General features: G+C 66.3%; 20 protein-coding genes. 11 read left to right on the top strand and 9 right to left on the bottom strand.

Translation table 11 applies throughout. The features are described from left to right. Window positions 1–29: 29 nt before the first annotated feature. The 3 genes from ureG to ureE form a co-directional block, all read right to left on the bottom strand. Complete coding sequence (gene ureG, locus KHY18_RS08750) at window positions 30–689, bottom strand: urease accessory protein UreG (protein WP_213298130.1); 660 nt, start codon at window positions 687–689, stop codon at window positions 30–32. After that, window positions 686–1,345: an urease accessory protein UreF gene (locus KHY18_RS08745; protein ID WP_249728999.1), complete on the bottom strand. Its 660-nt coding sequence runs from the start codon at window positions 1,343–1,345 to the stop codon at window positions 686–688. The genes ureG and KHY18_RS08745 overlap by 4 nt, the downstream gene beginning before the upstream one ends. A gap of 117 nt (window positions 1,346–1,462) precedes the next feature. Further along, window positions 1,463–2,032: an urease accessory protein UreE gene (gene ureE / locus KHY18_RS08740; protein ID WP_213298124.1), complete on the bottom strand. Its 570-nt coding sequence runs from the start codon at window positions 2,030–2,032 to the stop codon at window positions 1,463–1,465. A gap of 89 nt (window positions 2,033–2,121) precedes the next feature. Here ureE and KHY18_RS08735 point away from each other — a divergent pair, with 89 nt between their 5' ends. After that, window positions 2,122–2,562 (top strand): gamma-glutamylcyclotransferase family protein, encoded by a 441-nt coding sequence (locus KHY18_RS08735; protein WP_249728996.1) that lies wholly within the window; start codon window positions 2,122–2,124, stop codon window positions 2,560–2,562. A 4-nt stretch (window positions 2,563–2,566) separates the two neighbouring features. Here KHY18_RS08735 and ureC read toward each other — a convergent pair whose 3' ends face one another. Genes ureC through KHY18_RS08715 form a run of 4 tightly spaced genes read right to left on the bottom strand, consistent with a single transcriptional unit; the run spans window position 2,567 to window position 5,558 of the window. Next, window positions 2,567–4,285 (bottom strand): urease subunit alpha, encoded by a 1,719-nt coding sequence (gene ureC / locus KHY18_RS08730; protein ID WP_213298121.1) that lies wholly within the window; start codon window positions 4,283–4,285, stop codon window positions 2,567–2,569. A 2-nt stretch (window positions 4,286–4,287) separates the two neighbouring features. Then, window positions 4,288–4,614 carry an urease subunit beta gene (locus KHY18_RS08725; RefSeq protein WP_213298118.1) on the bottom strand — a complete coding sequence of 109 codons (327 nt, stop codon included), beginning with the start codon at window positions 4,612–4,614 and terminating at the stop codon, window positions 4,288–4,290. 11 nt (window positions 4,615–4,625) lie between these two features. Beyond that, a complete protein-coding gene (locus KHY18_RS08720) occupies window positions 4,626–5,234 on the bottom strand; it encodes a HupE/UreJ family protein (RefSeq protein ID WP_213298114.1) in 609 nt (202 codons plus the stop codon). A 21-nt stretch (window positions 5,235–5,255) separates the two neighbouring features. Beyond that, window positions 5,256–5,558: an urease subunit gamma gene (locus KHY18_RS08715; protein WP_159911062.1), complete on the bottom strand. Its 303-nt coding sequence runs from the start codon at window positions 5,556–5,558 to the stop codon at window positions 5,256–5,258. Between the two features lie 94 nt (window positions 5,559–5,652). On the opposite strand from KHY18_RS08715, the gene KHY18_RS08710 reads away from it, so the two are divergent. From KHY18_RS08710 to KHY18_RS08700, 3 genes are all read left to right on the top strand, one after another. Then, window positions 5,653–9,195 carry a hybrid sensor histidine kinase/response regulator gene (locus KHY18_RS08710; protein WP_213298111.1) on the top strand — a complete coding sequence of 1,181 codons (3,543 nt, stop codon included), beginning with the start codon at window positions 5,653–5,655 and terminating at the stop codon, window positions 9,193–9,195. Beyond that, window positions 9,195–10,163, top strand: coding sequence for a response regulator (locus KHY18_RS08705; protein ID WP_213298108.1), 969 nt, complete (start codon window positions 9,195–9,197; stop codon window positions 10,161–10,163). The genes KHY18_RS08710 and KHY18_RS08705 overlap by 1 nt, the downstream gene beginning before the upstream one ends. Window positions 10,164–10,234: 71 nt before the next feature. Continuing rightward, window positions 10,235–10,768, top strand: a complete 534-nt coding sequence (locus tag KHY18_RS08700; protein WP_213298105.1) for an ankyrin repeat domain-containing protein — start codon at window positions 10,235–10,237, stop codon at window positions 10,766–10,768. Between the two features lie 8 nt (window positions 10,769–10,776). Here KHY18_RS08700 and KHY18_RS08695 read toward each other — a convergent pair whose 3' ends face one another. Beyond that, window positions 10,777–12,159 carry an ATP-binding cassette domain-containing protein gene (locus tag KHY18_RS08695; protein WP_213298102.1) on the bottom strand — a complete coding sequence of 461 codons (1,383 nt, stop codon included), beginning with the start codon at window positions 12,157–12,159 and terminating at the stop codon, window positions 10,777–10,779. A gap of 253 nt (window positions 12,160–12,412) precedes the next feature. Between KHY18_RS08695 and urtA the strand changes: the two genes are divergently transcribed. The 5 genes from urtA (at window position 12,413) to urtE (ending at window position 18,208) form a co-directional block, all read left to right on the top strand. Continuing rightward, window positions 12,413–13,681, top strand: a complete 1,269-nt coding sequence (gene urtA / locus KHY18_RS08690; RefSeq protein WP_213298099.1) for an urea ABC transporter substrate-binding protein — start codon at window positions 12,413–12,415, stop codon at window positions 13,679–13,681. A gap of 173 nt (window positions 13,682–13,854) precedes the next feature. Continuing rightward, the gene (urtB, locus tag KHY18_RS08685) at window positions 13,855–15,474 is read left to right on the top strand and encodes an urea ABC transporter permease subunit UrtB (RefSeq protein WP_213298096.1); all 1,620 of its coding nucleotides are present in this window, start codon (window positions 13,855–13,857) and stop codon (window positions 15,472–15,474) included. A 1-nt stretch (window position 15,475) separates the two neighbouring features. Continuing rightward, window positions 15,476–16,624 (top strand): urea ABC transporter permease subunit UrtC, encoded by a 1,149-nt coding sequence (gene urtC, locus KHY18_RS08680; protein ID WP_213298093.1) that lies wholly within the window; start codon window positions 15,476–15,478, stop codon window positions 16,622–16,624. Further along, the gene (gene urtD, locus KHY18_RS08675) at window positions 16,621–17,499 is read left to right on the top strand and encodes an urea ABC transporter ATP-binding protein UrtD (protein ID WP_213298090.1); all 879 of its coding nucleotides are present in this window, start codon (window positions 16,621–16,623) and stop codon (window positions 17,497–17,499) included. The genes urtC and urtD overlap by 4 nt, the downstream gene beginning before the upstream one ends. Before the next feature lie 16 nt (window positions 17,500–17,515). Next, window positions 17,516–18,208 carry an urea ABC transporter ATP-binding subunit UrtE gene (urtE, locus tag KHY18_RS08670; protein WP_213298087.1) on the top strand — a complete coding sequence of 231 codons (693 nt, stop codon included), beginning with the start codon at window positions 17,516–17,518 and terminating at the stop codon, window positions 18,206–18,208. Between the two features lie 143 nt (window positions 18,209–18,351). Here urtE and KHY18_RS08665 read toward each other — a convergent pair whose 3' ends face one another. Continuing rightward, entirely contained in the window at window positions 18,352–19,419 is a 1,068-nt protein-coding gene (locus tag KHY18_RS08665) for a 6-phosphofructokinase (RefSeq protein ID WP_213298084.1), read from the bottom strand. A gap of 231 nt (window positions 19,420–19,650) precedes the next feature. On the opposite strand from KHY18_RS08665, the gene KHY18_RS08660 reads away from it, so the two are divergent. Both KHY18_RS08660 and KHY18_RS08655 read left to right on the top strand, forming a co-directional pair. Then, the gene (locus tag KHY18_RS08660) at window positions 19,651–20,106 is read left to right on the top strand and encodes a type III secretion system chaperone (RefSeq protein ID WP_213298081.1); all 456 of its coding nucleotides are present in this window, start codon (window positions 19,651–19,653) and stop codon (window positions 20,104–20,106) included. Window positions 20,107–20,120: 14 nt separating this feature from the next. Continuing rightward, window positions 20,121–20,669: a hypothetical protein gene (locus KHY18_RS08655; protein WP_213298078.1), complete on the top strand. Its 549-nt coding sequence runs from the start codon at window positions 20,121–20,123 to the stop codon at window positions 20,667–20,669. The last annotated feature ends 8 nt before the right edge of the window (window positions 20,670–20,677 follow it).

Raw genomic sequence — 20,677 nt, 5'->3', positions numbered from 1 at the left:
CCTGCGATTTTACACACAGATTGCCGGGCTCAGGCCTTGAGCAGACCCTGGGTCTCGATGAAGGCGATTACCTGGGCCAGGCCTTCCTGGGTCTTGAGGTTGGTCATGACGAAAGGCTTGAGGCCCTTGGGCGTGGTGCGCATGCGCACGGTGTCGGCATGCATCACGTCGAGATTGGCGCCGACGTGCGGCGCCAGATCGGTCTTGTTGATGATGAACAGGTCGCTCTTGGTGATGCCTGGGCCGCCCTTGCGCGGAATCTTCTCGCCCGCGGCGACGTCGATCACGTAGATCGTCAGGTCGGAGAGTTCGGGGCTGAACGTGGCCGCGAGGTTGTCGCCGCCCGACTCGATGAAGACGATGTCGGCATCGGGAAACTCGCCCAGCATGCGGTCTATGGCTTCGAGGTTGATCGATGCGTCCTCGCGGATCGCGGTATGCGGGCAGCCGCCGGTTTCCACGCCCATGATGCGTTCGGCGGGCAGCGCGCCGCTCACGGTCAGCAGGCGCTGGTCTTCCTTGGTGTAGATGTCGTTGGTGATCGCGACCAGGTCGTATTGTTCGCGCATGGCCTTGCAGAGCATTTCGAGCAGCGTGGTCTTGCCTGAGCCCACGGGGCCGCCTATGCCCACGCGCAGCGGGGGCAGCTTCTTGCTGCGGTGGGGGATGTGGTGGAGTGGCGAGTTCATGATCGGAACAGTCGTGAGTACTGGTTTTCATGCTGGGCCGAGAGAATGGCCAGCATGGGCGAAAAGGCCTGGCGCTGCGCGTCGGACAGGGCCAGCGCGTGGTCGACGGCGGCGGGAATGTGGGCCGCGAGCTGCGACAGGATGCGCTGGCCCGCGCTCTGGCCCAGGGGTACGGCCTTGATCGCGGCCTGCACCATGTTTTCGGCCCAGCCGAAGGCGTAGGCCAGCAGCGCGGGGCGCGCCGAGGCGCCGCTGAAATGCGCGGCCAGGGAAAAGGCCAGCGGGTAGCTTGCGTCCTGCGCCGCAAGCCATTCGATGGCGTCCAGGCGCGCGGCGTCGCCGGCATGCTGGTTGCGCAGCCAGGCGATCAGCGAGCGCCCCATTTGTTCGGTCTGCAGGCGCAGCTCGCTGCTTTCGCGCGTCTCGCGCACCCAGGCGTTGAGCGCGGCGATGCGCGTGCGGTCATCGCCGGCCCAGGCGGGCAGGGCCTGGGCAATGGCCGCCATGTCGCCGCGCGCCTGGGTGAGCTGCAATTGCTGCACGATCCAGTGGGCCGCATCGGCCTCGCCTTCGACCCAGCCGCTGCTGATCGCGGCCTCGAGGCCTTCCGAATAGGAGAAGCCGCCAATGGGCAGCGCGGGCGAGGCCAGCCACATCAGCTGCAGCAGGCTGTGCGGCGCGACGGCGGGCGCGGCCTGGGCGGCAGCGGCTGCGGCCTGGCGGCGGCGCCAGGGCGTGGTGGCATTCGGAGGGGGACGAGAGGCCATGGGAGATCAGTGCGCGTGGTTGCAGCCCGGGCCGTGGACATGGCCGTGGTCATGCCCGTGGTCGTGTTCATGCTTGTGCGCGTTGCCATGCGCATGGTGGCTGTGGCCGTCGTTGGTCACATGGCCGCCGTAGGCACCGCCTTCGGGCTCGAACGCCATGTCGGCTGCGACCACGGTCAGGTGCATGCTGCGCAGCATGTCGGCGAGCACATGGTCGGGTTCGATCTTCAGATGGTCGGGCTGCAGTTCGATGGGCACATGGCGGTTGCCCAGGTGGTAGGCGGCGCGCATCAGATCGAAGGGCGTGCCATGCGTGGGGCAGGTGGTGATGTACAGCACTTTCTGCGGCGCGGCGATCACGCGCACCATGGAGCCGTCTTCGGCAACCAGCACATCGCCGCCGCGCACGGCCTGGCCGCGCGGCAGGAAGATGGCCAGCTCGCGGCCTTGCGAGTCAGTCGCCGCGAAACGGCTTTTCTGGCGCACGTCCCAATCCAGTTCGATTGTCGTTGCGCGCTGCAGCAGCACACGGGCCAGGCCTTTGCCTTGGGGGATCAGTTTTTGGATGGAGAGCATTTGGATTCAGTGAACTGGGGACAGGTCAGGGGCGCACTGGAGCGGGTACGTTTCAGGGCGTGTCGACAAAACGTTTTAGCATGTGTCTCATGACCGATCCTATCCCCCATATCCCCAGCAACTGCCCCATGGTCGCCGTTTACGGCACCCTGCGCCGTGGCGGCAGCAACGATATCCGGCGCTGGCAGGCCGATGTGCGCTGGCTCGGGCATTGCCGGCTGCCGGGGCAGCTCCATGACATGGGGCCGTATCCGGGGCTGGTGCTCGATGGCAGTTACAAGGTGCTGGCCGAAGTCTACGAACTCAATCCTGCGCTCGAGCGCGAGCTCGATCGTGTCGAGGAGATATGGCCTGTCGATATCGGCGAATATGCCAAGCACATCGTCGATGTGGAACTGCTGCCGCTGGACGGTGGCCAGTCCCAGCCCGTGTCGGTGCTGATCTATGTCGCGCAGCCCGCGGGAGTGCAGGGACGCGCGGTGATCGACGCCGACGACTGGCTGGCCTGGTGGACGCAGCGGCAAGGCTAGACCCTCAGAACAGGAAGTAGCGCTGCGCCATGGGCAGCGATACCGCGGGTTCGCAGGTCAGCAACTGGCCGTCGGCGCGCACGCTGTACGTTTGCGGGTCGACTTCCATCGCGGGCGTGTAGTCGTTGAGCAGCATGTGGCGCTTGCCAATGCCGCGGATGTTCTTCACGGCCGACAGCGTCTTGGCCAGGCGAAAGCGTTCGCCTATGCCATTGGCCAGGCCCGCCTGCGATACAAACGTCAGCGACGACCGGGCCAGCGCGCCGCCATACGAGGCAAACATGGGCCGGTAATGCACGGGCTGGGGCGTGGGAATCGAGGCATTCGGGTCGCCCATGGCCGCCATCGCGATGCTGCCGCCCTTGAGAATCAGCGCGGGCTTGACGCCGAAGAACGCGGGTTTCCAGACCACGATGTCGGCCCACTTGCCGACTTCCAGGCTGCCGACTTCATGGCTGATGCCGTGGGCGATCGCCGGGTTGATGGTGTACTTGGCGATGTAGCGCTTGATGCGGAAGTTGTCGTGGCGCGCGGTATCGCCGGGCAGGGCGCCGCGCTGCTGCTTCATCTTGTGCGCGGTCTGCCAGGTGCGCAGAATCACTTCGCCGACTCGGCCCATGGCCTGGCTGTCGGAGCTGAACATGCTGATCGCGCCCAGGTCGTGCAGTATGTCCTCGGCGGCAATCGTTTCCTTGCGGATGCGGCTTTCGGCAAACGCCAGGTCTTCGGCAATCGACGGGTCGAGGTGGTGGCAGACCATCAGCATGTCGACATGCTCGTCGAGCGTGTTGATGGTGTAGGGCCGGGTCGGGTTGGTCGAGCTGGGCAGCACGTTTTCCAGGCCCACCACTTTCAGGATGTCGGGCGCATGGCCGCCGCCCGCGCCTTCGGTGTGGAAGGTGTGGATGGTGCGGCCCTTGAACGCGGCCACGGTGTCTTCGACAAAGCCGCTTTCATTGAGCGTGTCGGTGTGGATCGCCACCTGCGTGTCGGTGGCTTCGGCCACATTCAAGCAATTGTCGATGGCCGCGGGCGTGCTGCCCCAGTCCTCGTGCAGCTTGAGGCCGATGGCGCCGGCGTCGATCTGTTCGTGCAGGCCCGCGGGCAGGCTGGTGTTGCCCTTGCCCAGGAAGCCCAGGTTCATGGGGAAGGCGTCAGCGGCCTGCATCATGCGCTCCATGTGCCAGGGGCCGGGCGTGCAGGTGGTGGCAAACGTTCCCGTGGCCGGGCCCGTGCCGCCGCCGATCATGGTGGTGATGCCGCTGGTCAGCGCTTCCTCGATCTGCTGCGGTGCGATGAAGTGGATATGCGTGTCGACGCCGCCGGCCGTCACGATGCAGCCTTCGCAGCTGATGATCTCCGTGCCCGGGCCGATGATGATGTCCACGCCCGGCTGGGTGTCGGGATTGCCGGCCTTGCCGATGGCGACGATGCGCCCGCCCTTGAGGCCGATATCGGCCTTGACGATGCCCCAGTGGTCGACGATCAGCGCATTGGTCAGCACCGTGTCCATTGCGCCTTCGGCGCGGCTGCGCTGGCTTTGCGCCATGCCGTCGCGAATCGTCTTGCCGCCGCCGAACTTGACTTCTTCACCGTAGCTGCCCGCGGCCAGCGTGTAGTCGCGTTCGACTTCAAGCAGCAGATCGGTATCGGCCAGGCGCACGCGGTCGCCCGTCGTGGGCCCAAAGGTTTCCGCATAGGCGCGGCGTTCCATCGTGGCCATGTTCAGTGGTCTCCAGGCTGGTTGTCGAGCGCGCCCTGGACCAGGCCGCGAAAGCCGTAGACCAGGCGCTCGCCCGCGAAATCGACGAGTTCCACCGTGCGCTGCTGGCCCGGCTCGAAGCGCACGGCCATGCCGCTGGCGATGTTCAGCCGCATTCCATGGGCCGCGGCGCGGTCGAAGTCCAGACCCGCATTGGTTTCGGCGAAGTGGTAGTGCGAGCCGACCTGAATGGGCCGGTCGCTGGCGTTGCGCACCAGCAGCGTGGTGCAGCGGCGGCCTGTGTTGAGGGCATGTTCGCCCGCGTCGAGAATCAGTTCACCGGGCACCATGGCTTTTCTCCTCAGGCCAGGCGGGTCAGCATGAACACGCCCAGCGCGGCCGTGGCCGCACCGCCCAGCGCCGTGAGAACGCGGTGGCGTTGCAGCACCGCGCGGCCCAGCAGCATGCCGGCGAGGTGCAGCGTCGCCGAGCCCAGCGCGATGCCGGCCAGCGCGGCAACGGCCGTGAGGCCGGTATCGCCCGCGAGTTCATAGCCGTGGGCCGCGCCGTGGAAGAACGCGAACACGCCGGCCAGCGTGGCCGCCGCGCCCCAGGGCATTTTCTTTTGCAGTGCGAGCAGCAGGCCCAGCACCAGCACCGAAGCCGCGATCATGGGTTCGACGCCAGGCAGTTGCAGGCCGGCGAAACCGGCGAGGGCACCGGCGACCAGCAGCGCGACAAAGGCCGCGGGCGCGCGCCAGGCCGGGCTGGTGGTCAGCGCGCTCCAGGCGCCCACGGCGACCATGGCCGCGAGGTGATCGGCGCCGGTGAACGGGTGCGCAAAGGCGTGCACAGCGGTATCGAGCAGGCCGTGGCTGTGCGCACCGCCCGCGGCCGGGTGGGCAAGGGCGGCAAAGGGCAGCGCGGCGAGGGCTGCGCCGGCGGCGGCGATCAGGGGTTTGACTTGCATGGCGAAGGCTTGAAAAGGGGTTTAGACGATGGGGTCGTGCACGGTGACCAGCTTGGTGCCGTCGGGAAACGTGGCTTCGACCTGGATGTCGGGAATCATTTCGGCGATGCCGTCCATGACATCGGCGCGCGTGAGCACCGTGCGGCCTTCGCTCATCAGCTGCGCCACGGTCTTGCCGTCGCGCGCGCCTTCCATCACGGCCGCGCTGATCAGGGCCATGGCTTCGGGGTAGTTGAGCTTCAGGCCACGGGCCTTGCGGCGCTCGGCCACCAGTGCGGCGGTGAACAGAAGCAGCTTGTCTTTTTCGCGCGGAGTGAGTTCCATGGCTTAGGGGCGGGGACGGTGCAGATAAGGGGTTTGCAGCAAGGTACGTGCCATGCTGCAACATGGCACAGAAGCTGCACGCAGTCGTGTTGCCATGATTCATGCCACTCCTGATCCACACTGCCCGCCATCGGAACCCTTGGGTGCGCCCGCGCAGCAGCGCGTGGTCAAGGTGCGGCGCGACTACAACCGCTGGGTGGCCACCGAGACGCTGGAGGACTACGCGCTGCGCTACACGCCGCAGCGCGCGCGCCGCTGGTCGGAGTGGGGCGTGGCGCATACCGCGTTCGGCGCGGCCTCGTTTCTGGTGCTCGAAGCCGTGGGCGCGACGCTGCTGGTGCAGTACGGCTTCATCAATGCCTTCTGGGCCATCGTCTGCACCGGGCTGATCATCTTTGCCGCGGGCCTGCCGATCAGCGTCTACGCGGCGCGCCACGGCGTCGACATGGATCTGCTCACGCGCGGCGCGGGCTTTGGCTATATCGGCTCCAGCATCACTTCGCTGATCTACGCGAGTTTCACCTTCATCTTCTTTGCGCTCGAGGCGGCCGTGATGGCCTATGCGCTTGAACTTGCACTCGACATTCCACCGCGCTGGGGCTATCTGATCTGCGCGCTGGTGGTGATTCCGCTGGTCACGCACGGGGTCTCGGCGATCAGCCGGCTGCAGGTCTGGACCCAGCCGCTGTGGCTGCTGATGCTGATCGTGCCTTTCGTCTTTGTGCTGATGCACCAGCCTGGGGTGTTTTCCGAAGTTCTGCACTATCCGGGTGCGTCGCAGCAGCGTGAAGGCCTGATGGCAGGCTTCAGTCTGCCTCTTTTTGGTGCTGGATTGACGGTGGGCATTGCGCTGATCACGCAGATGGGCGAGCAGGCCGACTATCTGCGCTTCATGCCGGTGCGCACGCGGGCCAATCGCTGGCGCTGGTGGGGCGCGGTGATGCTGGGCGGGCCGGGCTGGGTGCTGCTGGGCGTGGCCAAAATGCTGGGCGGCGCGCTGCTGGCCTATCTCGCCATTTCGCAGGCCGTGCCGCCCGACCATGCGGTGGACCCTAACCAGATGTACCTCGCGGCCTACAACTACGTGTTCCCCGACTACGGCTGGGCCGTGGCGGCGACGGCGCTGTTCGTCGTGCTGTCGCAGCTCAAGATCAATGTGACCAATGCCTATGCGGGCTCGCTGGCCTGGAGCAATTTCTTCTCGCGCGTCACGCACAGCCACCCGGGGCGCGTGGTGTGGGTGGTGTTCAACACGCTGATCGCCTTCATGCTGATGGAGATGAACGTGTTCCGCGCGCTGGGCGAAGTGCTGGGGCTTTACTCGAATCTGGCGATCGCCTGGATCATGGCCGTGGTCGCCGATCTGGTGATCAACAAGCCCATGGGCTGGTCGCCGCGCGGCATAGAGTTCAAGCGCGCGCGGCTCTACGACATCAACCCGGTGGGCGTGGGCGCGATGGCGCTGTCGTCGCTGCTGTCGGTGGCCGCGCACCTGGGCGCGTTCGGGCCGCTGGCGCAGGCGTTCTCGGCGGTGATCGCGATGCTGGTGGCGCTGATCGCGTCGCCGCTGATCGCCTGGTGGACGCGTGGGCGCTACTACCTGGTGCCCGACGCCGCCCAGGCCGTGGAGCCTGCAGGCTGCGCGGCGCTGCGCTCTGCGGGCCCGCCGCGGCTGCAGCGCTGCGTGGTCTGCGAGCGCGAATACGAAGCGCCCGACATGGTGCATTGCCCGGCCTACCAGGGCGGCATCTGTTCGTTGTGCTGCACGCTGGACGCGCGCTGCGGCGATCTGTGCCGGCCCCAGGCGCATCTCGCCGTGCAGTGGCGCGCGGCCGCGCGCCGGCTGCTGCCGACGAGCATGTGGCGCCTGCTCGACAAGGGGCTGCTGCACTTTGTGCTGCTGATGCTGCTGATCGTGCCCACGCTCGCCGCGGTGATCGGTCTGCTGTATCTGCTGGAGCTGCAGACGCATGCGCGCAGCCTGCCGGTCAATGCGCTGCCCGGGGCCGAAGCCGTGCTGCAGACCGTGCTGCTCAAGGTGGGCGTGGGCCTGCTGCTGGTCTCGGGCGTCGTCGCCTGGTGGCTGGTGCTGGCCCAGCACAGCCGCAAGGTCGCGCAGCAGGAGTCGAACCGCCAGACCGGCCTGCTGGTGCGCGAAATCGCGCTGCACCGCGCCACCGACGGCCAACTACAGCAGGCGCGGCGCGCGGCCGAGGATGCGCGCACCGTGGCCGAGGACGCGCGCCGCGCGGCCGATCTCGCCAACCAGGCCAAGAGCCGCTACATCAGCGCCATCAGCCACGAGCTGCGCACGCCGCTCAACAGCATCCTGGGCTATGCCCAGCTCATGGGTGAAGACGCCGAAGTGCCGCCGCACCGGCGCCAGGCGGTGGCCGTGATACGCCGCGGCGGCGAGCATCTGCTGTCGCTGATCGAGGGCACGCTGGACATCGCGCGCATCGAATCGGGCAAGCTCGCGCTGCAGGTCCAGCCCATGCAGTTCGCCGCGGGCCTGCAGGAGATGGCCGGCATGTTCGAACTCCAGGCCGCGGCCAAGGGCTTGAACTTCCACTACGAACCCGAAGGCGCGCTGCCGGAGTGGGTGCGCACCGATGAGAAGCGCCTGCGCCAGATTCTGTTCAACCTGCTGGGCAATGCCATCAAGTTCACGGCGCGCGGCGCGGTCACCTTGCGCGTGCGCCACAGCCGGCAGATGGCCTATGTGTCGGTGATCGATACCGGCCCGGGCCTGAGCGAAGCCGAGCAGGCCCAGGTCTTCGAGCCGTTCGCGCGCGGCTCGGGCGCGCAGTCGAGCGCGGGCGCGGGCCTGGGCCTGACCATGGCCAAGATGCTGACCGAGTTGATGGGCGGCGCGCTGAGCGTGAGCAGCCAGCCGGGCCAGGGCGCGTCTTTTCATATCCGCCTGTTCCTGCCGTCGCTCGAACGCGGGCCGGCCCAGCTGCCCGCCGTGCCGCGGCCCGTGGGCTATGCGGGCGCGACGCGCCGGCTGCTGGTCGTCGACAACGAGGAGGCCGACCGCGAACTGCTGGCGCAGCTGCTGGTGCCGCTGGGCTTTGCGGTGCAGCACGCGGCCAACGGACAGGAGGCGCTGGCGCTGCTGGCCGCGGGCTACCGCCCGCAGGCGATCTTCATGGACCTGGCGATGCCGGGAATGGACGGCTGGGAATGCCTGCGCCAGCTGCGCCAGATGCCGCTGGGCGAAGTCGCCTGCGCCATTGTTTCGGCCAATGCCTTCGACCGTGAAATGCCCAACGACGTAGGCATCACGCCGCAGGACTTCCTGGTCAAGCCGGTGCGCCACAGCGAGCTGCTGCAGTGGCTCGAAGACCGGCTTGAACTTGTGTGGCGCAGTGCGCCGCTGCCGGCGCCCGTCACGCTGTGCCAAGACACCGATACCGGGCTCGACGGCATACCCGCCGCGGCGCTCACGGCCTTGCGCCAGGCGATCGAATGGGGCTATGTGCGCGGCGTGGTGCAGGCGCTGGCCCAGCTCGCCCAGGACTACCCACAGGCCGCGCCCGCGTGGCGCAGGCTGCAGGCCCAGGCCCAGCAATTCCAGTTCGAGGCCATGGCCCAGCAATTGAACGCGCCTGGCGCCGCAGAGACAAAGGTCTGATGATGGATTTCCCCCCCGTTCCCGTACGCGACGCCAACCTGGTGCTGATCGTCGACGATGTGCCCGACAACCTCGCGATGCTGCACGACGCGCTCGATGCCGCGGGGTATATCGTGCTGGTCGCGACCAGCGGCGAAGCCGCGCTGGCGCGCGCCGCCCAGGCCCTGCCCGACATCGTGCTGCTCGACGCGATGATGCCCGGCATGGACGGATTCGAAGTCGCGCGCCGCCTCAAGGCCGACGCGCACACGGCCCCGATTCCCATCGTCTTCATGACCGGCCTGACCGAGACCGAGCACCTGATCGCCGCGCTCGCGGCCGGCGGCGTCGACTATGTGACCAAGCCCATCAAGCCCGCCGAAGTGCTGGCGCGCATGGGCGTGCACCTGGGCACGGCGCGGCGCGCGCGCGCCCAGCAGCAGCAGGCGGTGCAAGCGCGCAGCGCGCTGGACGCGTTCGGCTATGCGAGCCTCACGGTGCGCATCACCGACGGCCGCGTGCTGTGGCAGACGCCGCTGGCGCGCGAACTGCTGCGCCGCCACCTCGGGCTCGAAGGCCTGCGCGCCGTGCTGCCCGACGACATCACGTCGTGGATTCAACGCCAGCAGCCCACGCTGGCGCTGCAGCTCGAGCCGCCGCGCTGGACCTTCGATACGGGCTTGGGCCCCGTGGTTCTGCGCCTGCACCCGCCTTCGCCCGAAGCCGAAGACGGCGAGCTGCTGCTGGTGATGCGCGAGGAGTCGGATCTCGCGGCGCGCGAGACGCTGCGCCAGGGCTTTGGCATCACCGCCAAGGAAGCCGAAGTGCTCTATTGGCTGGCCCAGGGCAAGATCAACCGCGACATCGCCGACATCGTCGGCTGCAGCCCGGCGACGGTGAAGAAGCACCTCGAACGCATCTTCGCCAAACTGGGCGTGGAGACGCGCACCGCGGCCGCGGCGATGGCGATGGCGCGCCTGCCGGCGTGATGAGGATTGGCAATCCGCATCATCCAGATTTACAACCCACGGCGGGGGCCGCGCTGTCTACACTGGCCTTCATGACGCAAGAAACTTCCAATTCCCCCGCGCCCCAGAGCCTCGACGATGCAACGCTGGCCTTTGCCGACAAGGTGTTCGACGCCGCGCGCCAGGGCGACGCCCACAGCCTCGCGCAATGGCTGGCCGCGGGCCTGCCGCCCGATCTGCGCAACGCCAAGGGCGACAGTCTGCTGATGCTCGCCAGCTACCACGGCCATGCGGCCGCGGCCGCCGTGCTGCTGCAGCACGGCGCCGACGCGGCGCTGGCGAATCTGCGCGGCCAGACGCCGCTGGCCGGCGTGGCGTTCAAGGGCGATCTGGCGATGGCCGAGTTGCTGCTGGACCATGGCGCCGGCGTCGACAGCCCCTCGCCCGACGGCCGCACGCCGCTGATGTTTGCCGCGATGTTCAATCGCCTCGACATCATGCAGCTGCTGATCGCGCGCGGCGCGCGGGTCGATGCGACCGATGCGCAAGGCACGACGCCACTGGGCTGCGCGCTGGCGATGGGCGCGCAGGAGGCGGTGGCGGTGTTGCGTGGGCAGGGTGGTTAGGGCACGCCTCACCCCCCGTTCGTCCTGAGCCCGTCGAAGGATGAACGGCCTGCGCTCGGATGCTCCCCGGGCCGCAGATGCCTCACCTCGATCACGACCATTCGCCTTGATGCGTCGTCCAGCAATTGATCGATCTTCCGGCAATTTTCCCCATCCAGATTTGCATTCCACTCATCCAGCATGAGCAAGGTCGGCGCCATGGAAAGCGCATTCTCGATGTCCTTGACGCGTCGCTGACCCGTCGAAAGGCCGTTGTCGGCTTCGAGAAAACCGGTCTCCGCGCCAAGGAGCAGCGCATCGACCCGCATCTCCTTGATGCGCTTGAGCAAGGTGGACTTGCCCGAGCCATTGGCCCCGGTCACGGTCCAGCGCCCGCGCGGAAGCTTGTTTTGCCGCAATGCCTCCAGCAGTTCGGCAGGCGCCCACTGCCTTTGTGGGCCTTGTATGGAAATGGCTTGCAGCGACACCTCGTGCATGTCGAATTTTTCCAGCGTGGCGCAAAAGCCATCGAGATTGCGCAGTTTGGCCCTGACCAGAAAGAACTGGCTCAGCGAGACGCTCAGCGCATGCACATTGCCAAACACCTGAAGGCTGCGCGGAAGAAGTGCGACCAGCGCGCCGGCAATGGTTGCGGTGAACAGATCGGTGAAGCGCAACACACCCATCAATGCGAGTGTCGAAAAGACGATGGGGCCGCAGGCGATCATCTGCTCCAGCAGCACATACCGGTTGAGCTCGCCAAAGTAGCGCTGCATTTTGGCGTCCAGCGTGCGCAAGCCTTGCGAGCGCATTTCGGGAGAGCCAAAAAGAGCGCGGTTCCACGTCGGCTCTATGGCCAGCAGCGCAGCCAGGCGGCGCCGCTGCATGGCGTTCGCCAGGATTTCAATTCTCGGACGCAGCAGCAGGACGAGAACCAACGCCACCACCAGCGAACCAGTGATGGCCGCTGCAATTTCCCAGCCCAGGGCCAAATGGAACACCGCCAGCGTGAAAAGAATATTGAGGCCCACCGACAGCATCTCGAGATGAAAGTTGCAGGCATGCACGATGGTGGACAGTGCCTCACCACCCAGCCATTGGGCGATGGATTTTCGGTTGTCATCCGATGCGTACTGCAGGCTCTGGGTCGCATCGCGAAGGGTGGCTTCGGTGTAGTTGTGCCAGATTCGGTTGGCTGCGCGCGCGCTCAGCAAGCTTGCCGCCGAGCTGGTTGCATAGGCCAGCAGAGCGAAGCCGAAGAACAGCGAGATCTCGCGCAGCACGCGATCGATGTTGCCAAGGGCCAGCGCTGTACCTGCCCGGGCGATGAAGTAGGTGGAGAACGCGAGCAGCAGTTGCTGGGCCAGCGTCAGGCCCAGGGCTGAAACAAAGCGCGGGTCACGGATCAGCATGGTTTGTGCAAACCGACGAAAGCTATTGCGGACTTGGATACTGAATCGATGTTGCCGTGGTGTGATGCCGGAAGATGCCGCGTTTGGACCTCAGGTCGTCCACCGTTCGACGCGACCAGCCCGCATTTCCCGCCCCATACGCCATCCGGCGTATATCTAAAAAGCGGCCCCCTCCCTAGCATTGGTCCCATGGTGCTGAACAAAGCCGATGGCTTTCGCAGCACCTGTCCAACCACCTCAGGAGCCGCTGACCATGCATCGTCGTTTCACCCTTCAATCCCTTGCTGCCGCGGCAGCCGTTGCCGGCCTGGGTTTCGGTGCCATGCCGGCATGGGCCGCGGACACCATCAAGGTCGGTGTGCTGCACAGCCTGTCGGGCACGATGGCGATTTCGGAAACCGTGCTCAAGGACACGGTGCTGATGGCCATCGATGAAATCAACGCCTCGGGCGGCGTGCTGGGCAAGAAGCTCGAGCCTGTGGTCGTCGACCCGGCATCGAACTGGCCGCTGTTCGCCGAGAAGGCCAAGCAGTTGCTGGGCCAGGACAAGGTCGCCGTGATCTTCGGCGGCTGGACCAGCGTGAGCCGCAAGTCGGTGCTGCCCGTGGTCGAGGAAATGAACGGCCTGCTGTTCTACCCCGTGCAGTACGAAGGCGAGGAACTGTCGAAGAACGTGTTCTACACGGGCGCGGCGCCCAACCAGCAGGCCATTCCTGCGGTCGATTACCTGATGAGCAAGGACGGCGGCGGCGCCAAGCGCTGGGTGCTGCTGGGCACCGACTACGTCTACCCGCGCACCACCAACAAGATCCTGCGCGCCTACCTCAAGACCAAGGGCGTGAAGGACAGCGACATCGACGAGAAGTACACGCCGTTCGGCCACAGCGACTACCAGACCATCGTTGCCGACATCAAGAAATTCAGCCAGGGCGGCAAGACGGCCGTGGTGTCGACCATCAATGGCGACTCCAACGTGCCGTTCTACAAGGAACTGGGCAATGCGGGCCTCAAGGCCACCGACGTGCCCGTCGTCGCCTTCTCCGTGGGTGAGGAAGAGTTGCGCGGCGTGGACACCAAGCCGCTGGTCGGCCACCTGGCCGCCTGGAACTACTTCATGTCGATCAAGAACCCCGAGAACACGGCGTTCATCAAGAAGTGGAGCGACTACGCCAAGGCCAAGAACATCGCCGGCCACAAGGACCGTCCGCTGACCAACGACCCGATGGAAGCCACCTACATCGGCATCCACATGTGGAAGCAGGCCGTCGAGAAGGCCAAGTCCACCGATGTGAACAAGGTGATCGCCGCCATGGCCGGCCAGACCTTCAAGGCGCCCAGCGGCATCGTCAGCAAGATGGACGAGAAGAACCACCATCTGCACAAGAACGTGTTCATCGGCGAGATCAAGGCCGACGGCCAGTTCAACGTGGTCTGGAAGACGCCCGCACCGGTGAAGGCCAAGCCATGGAGCCCGTACATCCCAGGCAACGACAAGAAAAAAGACGAACCCGAGAAAAAGTAAGGCACCCCCTGAGCCGCTCACGCGGCTTCCCCCTCTCAACCTTCGGTGGAGGGGGACGGCAGCCTCGGTGCGGGGCGGCCCTTCCTCGCTGCCCCCTTGCTGGGGCGCGCCAGTTGCAAAGACTGGGGGTAGGGCACTCGGCATGGATAAATTACTTCGGAATCGGCACCACCATGCTTGGAAACTTTCTGACCACCGGCTTGCGCCCGGCCCTCGCAGCCCTGCTGCGCCGGGCGGCGCTGGCCTGTGCGCTGCTGGGCGCCACGGCCGCACAGGCGCTCACGCCCGCGCAGGCGCTGGCGATGGCGCAGGGCGACTCGGACGCGCGCATCGCCGCCATCCAGTCGGCACTGCAGCAACCCGACGCCACCTTGGCCCCTTACCTGCGCGCGCTTGCCGATGATGCGGTGGTCGTCGCCGACGGCCGCGCGCTGGTGGTGCGCAACGGCCAGGTCAGCGACCCGGCCACGGGCGCGGCCACCGCGCTGCCCGAAGGCGCGGAAGATGTCATGAACAACAACCGGCTGCGCGGCGAGATCTCTGCCGCGCTGGCCGCGCTCAATCTGTTTGCGCCCGACACCGCGCTGCGCCGCGACGCTGCGCAGGCGATGCTCAAGCAGGCCTCGCCCGCGGCGATTCCTCTGCTCGAACGCGCGCTGGCCGAGGAAAAGGACAGCGCCGTGCGCCAGTCGCTGGAACTCGCGCGCTCGGCCGCGCTGCTGGGCAGCGACCACGTCGACCAGCGCCGCGAAGCGGCCGGCTCGCTGGGCGAAAGCGGCTCGCCGCAGGCCCGCCTGCTGCTGCAGACGCGGCTGTCCGAAGAGAGCGACGAGAAGGTGCAGGCCCAGCTACGGCGCTCGCTGGCCCAGGTGGACGACCGCCTGGCCTGGGGCGAACGCCTGGGCGTGGTGTTCACGGGCATCAGCTTGGGCTCCATCCTGCTGCTGGTCGCGCTGGGCCTGGCGATCACCTACGGGCTGATGGGCGTGATCAACATGGCGCATGGCGAGCTGATGATGATCGGCGCCTATGCGACCTACATGGTGCAGAACCTGTTCCAGACCTATTTCCCGGGCGCGTTCGACTGGTACCTGCTCGCTGCCGTGCCGCTGTCGTTCCTGGCCGCGGCCGCCGTGGGCGCGCTCATGGAGCGCTCGGTGCTGCGCTTTCTCTACGGCCGCCCGCTTGAAACACTGCTTGCGACCTGGGGCATCAGCCTGGTGCTGATGCAGACCGTGCGCACCTTGTTCGGAGCGCAGAACGTGGGTGTTGAAAACCCGGTCTGGATGAGCGGCGGCTGGCAGCTGCTGCCCAACCTCACACTGCCGCTCAATCGCCTGGTGATCATCGTCTTCGCGGCCGCGGTGCTGCTGGCCATGGCCTGGACCATCAGCCGCACGCGCCTGGGACTGTTCGTGCGCGGCGTGACGCAGAACCGCGCCATGGCCGCCTGCATGGGCGTGAACACGGCACGCGTCGACACCATGGCCTTTGCGCTGGGGTCTGGCGTAGCCGGCCTTGCGGGCTGCGCGCTGAGCCAGGTGGGCAATGTGGGCCCCGACCTGGGACAGAGCTACATCGTCGATGCCTTCATGGTCGTGGTGCTGGGCGGCGTGGGCCAGTTGCTGGGCACGGTCTATGCGGCGCTGGGTCTGGGCATCCTGGGCAAATTCCTCGAGGGCTGGACCGGAGCGGTGCTGGCCAAGATCGCGGTGCTGGTGTTCATCATCATATTCATCCAGAAGCGGCCGCAAGGCATCTTCGCAATGAAAGGCCGCAGCGCGGAGGCTTGAAATGCAGCTGAATTCTTCTTCTCCCTCTCTCGTGCTGCCCGGCCCCAAGCCCCTGCTCACGCGCACCGGCTGGTCGGTGTTTCTCGCCGCGCTGGTGGTCATCTGCGCCGTCGCGCCGTTGCTCAATCTGTGGGTGCCCGCGGGCAGCGCCTTCCATATGTCCGACTACGCGGTCTCGCTGATCGGCAAGATCATGTGCTACGCGATCTGCGCGCTGGCCATGGACCTGATCTGGGGCTACGCGGGCATTCTGAGCCTGGGCCACGGCCTGTTCTTCGCGCTCGGCGGCTATGTGATGGGCATGTACCTGATGCGCCAGATCGGCGCCGACGGCAACTCGGGCAGCGCCTTGCCCGACTTCATGGTCTTCCTCGACTGGAAGGAACTGCCCTGGCACTGGCAGCTCAGCGACAGCTTTGTCGCCACGCTGTTCCTGATCGTGGCCGTGCCCGGCTTCGTGGCTTTCGTGTTCGGCTACTTCGCCTTCCGTTCGCGCATCAAGGGTGTGTATTTCTCGATCATCACCCAGGCGCTGACCTATGCGGCGATGCTGCTGTTCTTCCGCAACGAGACGGGTCTGGGCGGCAACAACGGCTTCACCGATTTCAAGCGCATCCTGGGCGTGGCGATCGCGACGCCGGAAATGCGCATGTTCCTGTTCGTTCTCACGGGCTGCGTGCTGCTGGGCTGCTACCTGTTCGCGCGCTGGCTGGTGCAAAGCAAGTTCGGCCGCGTGCTGCAGGCGATTCGCGACGCCGAAACGCGCGTGATGTTCTCGGGCTATTCGCCGCTGCCCTACAAGCTCACGATCTGGTGCATCAGCGCCATGATGTGCGGCATCGCGGGCGCGCTCTATGTGCCGCAGGTGGGCATCATCAACCCCGGTGAAATGAGCGCCGCGAACTCGATCGAGATGGCGGTGTGGGCTGCGGTCGGCGGGCGCGCGAGCCTGATCGGCCCCATCGTCGGCGCGTTCATCGTCAACGGCGCCAAGAGCTGGCTCACCGTCAGCGCGCCCGAGTTCTGGCTCTATTTCCTGGGCGCGCTGTTCATTGCCGTGACCTTGTTCCTGCCGCAGGGCGTGGTGGGCTGGGTGCGGCAATTGCGACTGGGTCGCCGCGCCAAGCCCGAAGAAGGAGGTGGGCAATGACACCCGACCAAATGGAAGCCGGCGCCGAGCGCCTCGAAGCCCTCGCGGTGCGCCGCGCGGCGCAGCAGCAGGGCGACTCGGGCGGGCGCAGCGCGAGCTACGCGCGCGCGGCCGTGCCCGGCGAAGTCGACGTGACGCACGGGCGCATTCTGTACCTCGAAGATGTGCATGTGAGCTTCGACGGCTTCAAGGCGATCAACGGCCTGAGCCTGGACATCGCGCCCGGCGAGCTGCGCTGCATCATCGGCCCGAACGGCGCAGGCAAGACGACGATGATGGACATCATCACCGGCAAGACCCGGCCCGATCGCGGCACGGTGTTCTTCGGCTCGACCATCGATCTGCTGCGCCACAACGAACCCGAGATCGCCCAGCTGGGCATTGGCCGCAAGTTCCAGAAGCCCACGGTGTTCGAAAACCTCACGGTGTTCGAGAACCTAGAACTCGCGCTGAAGACGCACAAGGGCGTGCGCCACTCGATGTTCTTTCGCCTCGACAGCGCGCAAAAGGACCGCCTCGCCGAAGTGCTGCACACCATCCATCTCGCCGATGCGGTGCGGCGCATGGCCGGCGTGCTGAGCCACGGCCAGAAGCAGTGGCTGGAAATCGGCATGCTGCTGATGCAGGAGCCCAAGCTGCTGCTGCTCGATGAACCCGTCGCCGGCATGACCGACGAGGAAACCGTGCGCACCGCCGAACTGTTCCTGCGCCTCAAGGGCCAGCATTCGCTGATGGTGGTCGAGCACGACATGTCGTTCATCGCCGCGATCTCCGAGAAGGTCACGGTGCTGTGCGACGGCGCGGTGCTGGCCGAGGGCCCGCTGGCCCAGGTCCAGGCCGATGAACGTGTGGTCGAGGTCTATCTGGGGCGCTGAGTCGCCTGCACACATCATGCTTAAAGTCCAGAACCTTCACCAGTACTACGGCGGCTCGCACATCCTGCGCGATGTGAGCCTTTGCGCCGAACCCGGCCAGGTCACCGTGCTGCTGGGGCGCAACGGCGTGGGCAAGACCACGCTGCTCAAGAGCCTGATGGGCCGCGTGCCGATTCGCAGCGGCTCCATCGAATGGCAGGGCCGCCAGATTGCGGGCCTCACGCCCTACGAACGCGCGCGCGCGGGCATAGGCTTCGTGCCCCAGGGGCGCGAGATCTTCGGGCGCCTCACGGTGCAGGACAACCTGCGCATGGGCCTGGCCTATTGCAGCGCGTCCACGCCGATTCCGCCCGATCTGTTCGAACTGTTCCCCGTGCTCGCGCAGATGCTGCAGCGCCGCGGCGGCGATCTTTCGGGCGGCCAGCAGCAGCAGCTCGCGATCGCACGCGCGCTCGCTCCCGGGCCCAAACTGCTGATTCTCGACGAGCCCACCGAAGGCATTCAGCCGAGCATCATCAAGGACATAGGCCGTGTGATCCGCATGCTTGCGCGCGAGCGCGGCATGGCCGTGCTGCTGTGCGAGCAGTACTACGACTTTGCCGAGGAGTTGGCCGACCAGTACCTGGTGATGCAGCGCGGCGCGGTGATCGCCCAGGGGCCGGGCAGTGAGATGCAGGAAAAAGGCATACGCCAGCTGGTGGCGATTTGAGGGAGTGAGCTCCCCGTTCGTGGTGAGCCTGCCTGCGCGGCCCGGTCGAACCATGAACGCCCAATCCTCATGACTTGAGCGCAGGCCGTTCATCCTTCGACGCGGCCGGCGAGGCAGGCTCAGGACGAACGGGTAGCCGGAAATCAGCCCCCCGGTCCCGCCTCCCCCAGCGAAATCCCGATATCCCGCGCCATCACCAGCAGGCTGTGGTCCAGCGCGATGGTGCGCTGCACATTCGCCACTTCGGAAATTTCTACGCTGGTGATTTCACCGCCCTGCAGCGTGACCATGCGGCCGAACTGGCCGCGTATCACCAACTGCGCCGCGTGGTGGCCGAAGCGCGTGGCGAGCACGCGGTCGAAGGGCGTGGGATCGCCGCCGCGCTGCACATGGCCCAGCACCGTGGTGCGGACTTCGCTCTTGAGATGCGGCTGCAGCCGTTCGCGCAGCACATGGCCCACGCCGCCCAGGCGCACCGGGTCGGGACTGTGCGCCACGCGCTCGCGCACGGTCTGGCTCGCGCCGCTTTCCTTTGCTCCTTCGCCTATGCAGATGATGGTGTAGCGCTGGCGTTCCTCGCGCGCGCGGCACACGTCGATCACGGCTTGCAGGTCGTAGTCGATTTCGGGCAGCAGGATGATGTCGGCTGCACCCGCGATGCCAGACTCGAGCGCGAGCCAGCCCGCGTGCCGGCCCATGGTCTCGACGATCATCACGCGGTGGTGGCTCATGGCCGTGCTCTCTATGCGCCGCAGGCTGTCCGTGACGGTGGCCACGGCGGTGTCGAAGCCGAAGCTGCGCTCGCAGTTGGCAATGTCGTTGTCTATGGTCTTGGGCACGCCCACGCAGCGCAGGCCGACTTTCTCCAGCCCATGGGCCAGGCTCATCGTGCCGTCGCCGCCAATTGCCACGACCACATCCAATCCCAGCGCCTGGATGTTTCTGCCGGTCTGCGCCAGCGTCGCCGCGTCGCGCAGCGGGTTGGCGCTGTTGCTGGTGCCCAGGATGGTGCCACCCTGGTGCAGGATGCCCGAGACTTCGTCCCAGGCCAGCGGCTTGACGCGCGGGTTCTCGCCCATCAGGCCTTCGAATCCGTCGGCAATGCCCAGCACTTCGGCGTTGCCGTGGTGGATCAGCGATTTGGTGACCGCGCGGATCACGGCATTGAGTCCGGGGCAGTCGCCGCCCCCGGTGAGTATGGCTACGCGCATGGCAAAAGAGCTTCTTTGTTCATTGGGGGCAGGCCGGTTGAGGCGCAGGGGATCAATGCATTTTGCCCCAGACCATGGCCTCCGGTGCCGGTGTCAGGCGCAGATTTTTGCGGCCTGCGCCGGGCCCGGGAAAGCGTTGCGTTGGAACTTGTATTGACGCTGCGTGACTCACGGACATGGCAGCCATTCGCCATGCCGCGGCTTGCGCGCAAACGACCTTGAGGAAATACCATGAACGACCATATCAACCGCCTGCTGACCGATTTTGGCAATGCCCTGGGCCTCGAAGGCCTGGCGCTCGATGAAAACGGCTACTGCTGCCTGAGCTTTGACGACGTCGTGGTGAATATCGAGTCCGTGGGCGACAGCTCCCTGGTGCTGCTGTACAGCAGCCTGGGCGTGCTGTCCGCCGATGCCGGCCCCGAAGCCTGCCGTCGTCTGCTCGAAGCCAACTACTTCTTTCATGGCACGGGGGGCGCGACGATAGGCCTGGACGGCCCTACGGGCGGCGTCGCCATCACGCGTGTCGTGGATGCTGCGGGCATGGAGGTGCTGGACTGGGAGGCCGTGATCAAGGCTTTTGTCGATGCGGCCGAAAGCTGCGCGGCGCTGTTTGATGCCGCGCCCGCAGCCGCGGCTGAGGCAGCCGCCGCGCCTTCGCGCTTCGAGCAGTTCATTCGCGGCTAACGCAGGAGCAGCCCATGTCGAGCATTCAATCTTCCGGGCCCAGTCTTGCCAGTTTCCAGGCTCTGGCGAAATCCGGCGAAGCGGTCGCGCTCAAGGGCGGCACGCTGCAATCCACGACTTCGGCAAAGCAAGGCTTCTTCACCCGGGTGATGAATTGGCTGCGGGGTGAATCGTCGACCAAGGTCAACCAGGACACCAAGAGCGCCTTCATTGCCTCGATCAGCAAGGGCCTGAGCCAGAAGGGTCTGGAAGACGTGCTGCGCCGCGGGGGCTTCGACGCCGACAGCAGCAAGCCATTAACCAGCCGCGAGATCATCGATGTGTCGAATGCCAGGTCCCAGCTGCTCGATGGCAACCGTGAGCTCAAGAAACTGATGGCCGAAATGAAGCCGCTGATGGCGGACCTCAAGAAGAAGGAGGCGGTCCACGCGCAAAAGACCAAGCTGTGCCAGCAGTCGCCCAATGAGCGCAACTACCGGGCCATGAAAGCTGCGGGGGATGAGGTGCGGGCCGCGCGCGCGCTGACGATGGCTCAGACCGAAAAGATCCGGGCGCGGGCCTAGCCGCACAA

The organism is Acidovorax sp. CCYZU-2555, assembly GCF_018413525.1.
Taxonomy (GTDB): domain Bacteria; phylum Pseudomonadota; class Gammaproteobacteria; order Burkholderiales; family Burkholderiaceae_C; genus Comamonas.
The sequence above is the reverse complement of the archived record's forward strand: the minus strand, read 5'-3'. Positions and strand labels throughout refer to the sequence as shown.

What these genes read in the sequence shown, in the direction of transcription:
- ureG (WP_213298130.1), bottom strand. Translation starts at nt 689, where the DNA reads ATGAACTCGCCACTCCACCACATCCCCCACCGCAGCAAGAAGCTGCCC.
- KHY18_RS08745 (WP_249728999.1), bottom strand. Translation starts at nt 1,345, where the DNA reads ATGTGGCTGGCCTCGCCCGCGCTGCCCATTGGCGGCTTCTCCTATTCG.
- ureE (WP_213298124.1), bottom strand. Translation starts at nt 2,032, where the DNA reads ATGCTCTCCATCCAAAAACTGATCCCCCAAGGCAAAGGCCTGGCCCGT.
- KHY18_RS08735 (WP_249728996.1), top strand. Translation starts at nt 2,122, where the DNA reads ATGACCGATCCTATCCCCCATATCCCCAGCAACTGCCCCATGGTCGCC.
- ureC (WP_213298121.1), bottom strand. Translation starts at nt 4,285, where the DNA reads ATGGCCACGATGGAACGCCGCGCCTATGCGGAAACCTTTGGGCCCACG.
- KHY18_RS08725 (WP_213298118.1), bottom strand. Translation starts at nt 4,614, where the DNA reads ATGGTGCCCGGTGAACTGATTCTCGACGCGGGCGAACATGCCCTCAAC.
- KHY18_RS08720 (WP_213298114.1), bottom strand. Translation starts at nt 5,234, where the DNA reads ATGCAAGTCAAACCCCTGATCGCCGCCGCCGGCGCAGCCCTCGCCGCG.
- KHY18_RS08715 (WP_159911062.1), bottom strand. Translation starts at nt 5,558, where the DNA reads ATGGAACTCACTCCGCGCGAAAAAGACAAGCTGCTTCTGTTCACCGCC.
- KHY18_RS08710 (WP_213298111.1), top strand. Translation starts at nt 5,653, where the DNA reads ATGATTCATGCCACTCCTGATCCACACTGCCCGCCATCGGAACCCTTG.
- KHY18_RS08705 (WP_213298108.1), top strand. Translation starts at nt 9,195, where the DNA reads ATGATGGATTTCCCCCCCGTTCCCGTACGCGACGCCAACCTGGTGCTG.
- KHY18_RS08700 (WP_213298105.1), top strand. Translation starts at nt 10,235, where the DNA reads ATGACGCAAGAAACTTCCAATTCCCCCGCGCCCCAGAGCCTCGACGAT.
- KHY18_RS08695 (WP_213298102.1), bottom strand. Translation starts at nt 12,159, where the DNA reads ATGCTGATCCGTGACCCGCGCTTTGTTTCAGCCCTGGGCCTGACGCTG.
- urtA (WP_213298099.1), top strand. Translation starts at nt 12,413, where the DNA reads ATGCATCGTCGTTTCACCCTTCAATCCCTTGCTGCCGCGGCAGCCGTT.
- urtB (WP_213298096.1), top strand. Translation starts at nt 13,855, where the DNA reads ATGCTTGGAAACTTTCTGACCACCGGCTTGCGCCCGGCCCTCGCAGCC.
- urtC (WP_213298093.1), top strand. Translation starts at nt 15,476, where the DNA reads ATGCAGCTGAATTCTTCTTCTCCCTCTCTCGTGCTGCCCGGCCCCAAG.
- urtD (WP_213298090.1), top strand. Translation starts at nt 16,621, where the DNA reads ATGACACCCGACCAAATGGAAGCCGGCGCCGAGCGCCTCGAAGCCCTC.
- urtE (WP_213298087.1), top strand. Translation starts at nt 17,516, where the DNA reads ATGCTTAAAGTCCAGAACCTTCACCAGTACTACGGCGGCTCGCACATC.
- KHY18_RS08665 (WP_213298084.1), bottom strand. Translation starts at nt 19,419, where the DNA reads ATGCGCGTAGCCATACTCACCGGGGGCGGCGACTGCCCCGGACTCAAT.
- KHY18_RS08660 (WP_213298081.1), top strand. Translation starts at nt 19,651, where the DNA reads ATGAACGACCATATCAACCGCCTGCTGACCGATTTTGGCAATGCCCTG.
- KHY18_RS08655 (WP_213298078.1), top strand. Translation starts at nt 20,121, where the DNA reads ATGTCGAGCATTCAATCTTCCGGGCCCAGTCTTGCCAGTTTCCAGGCT.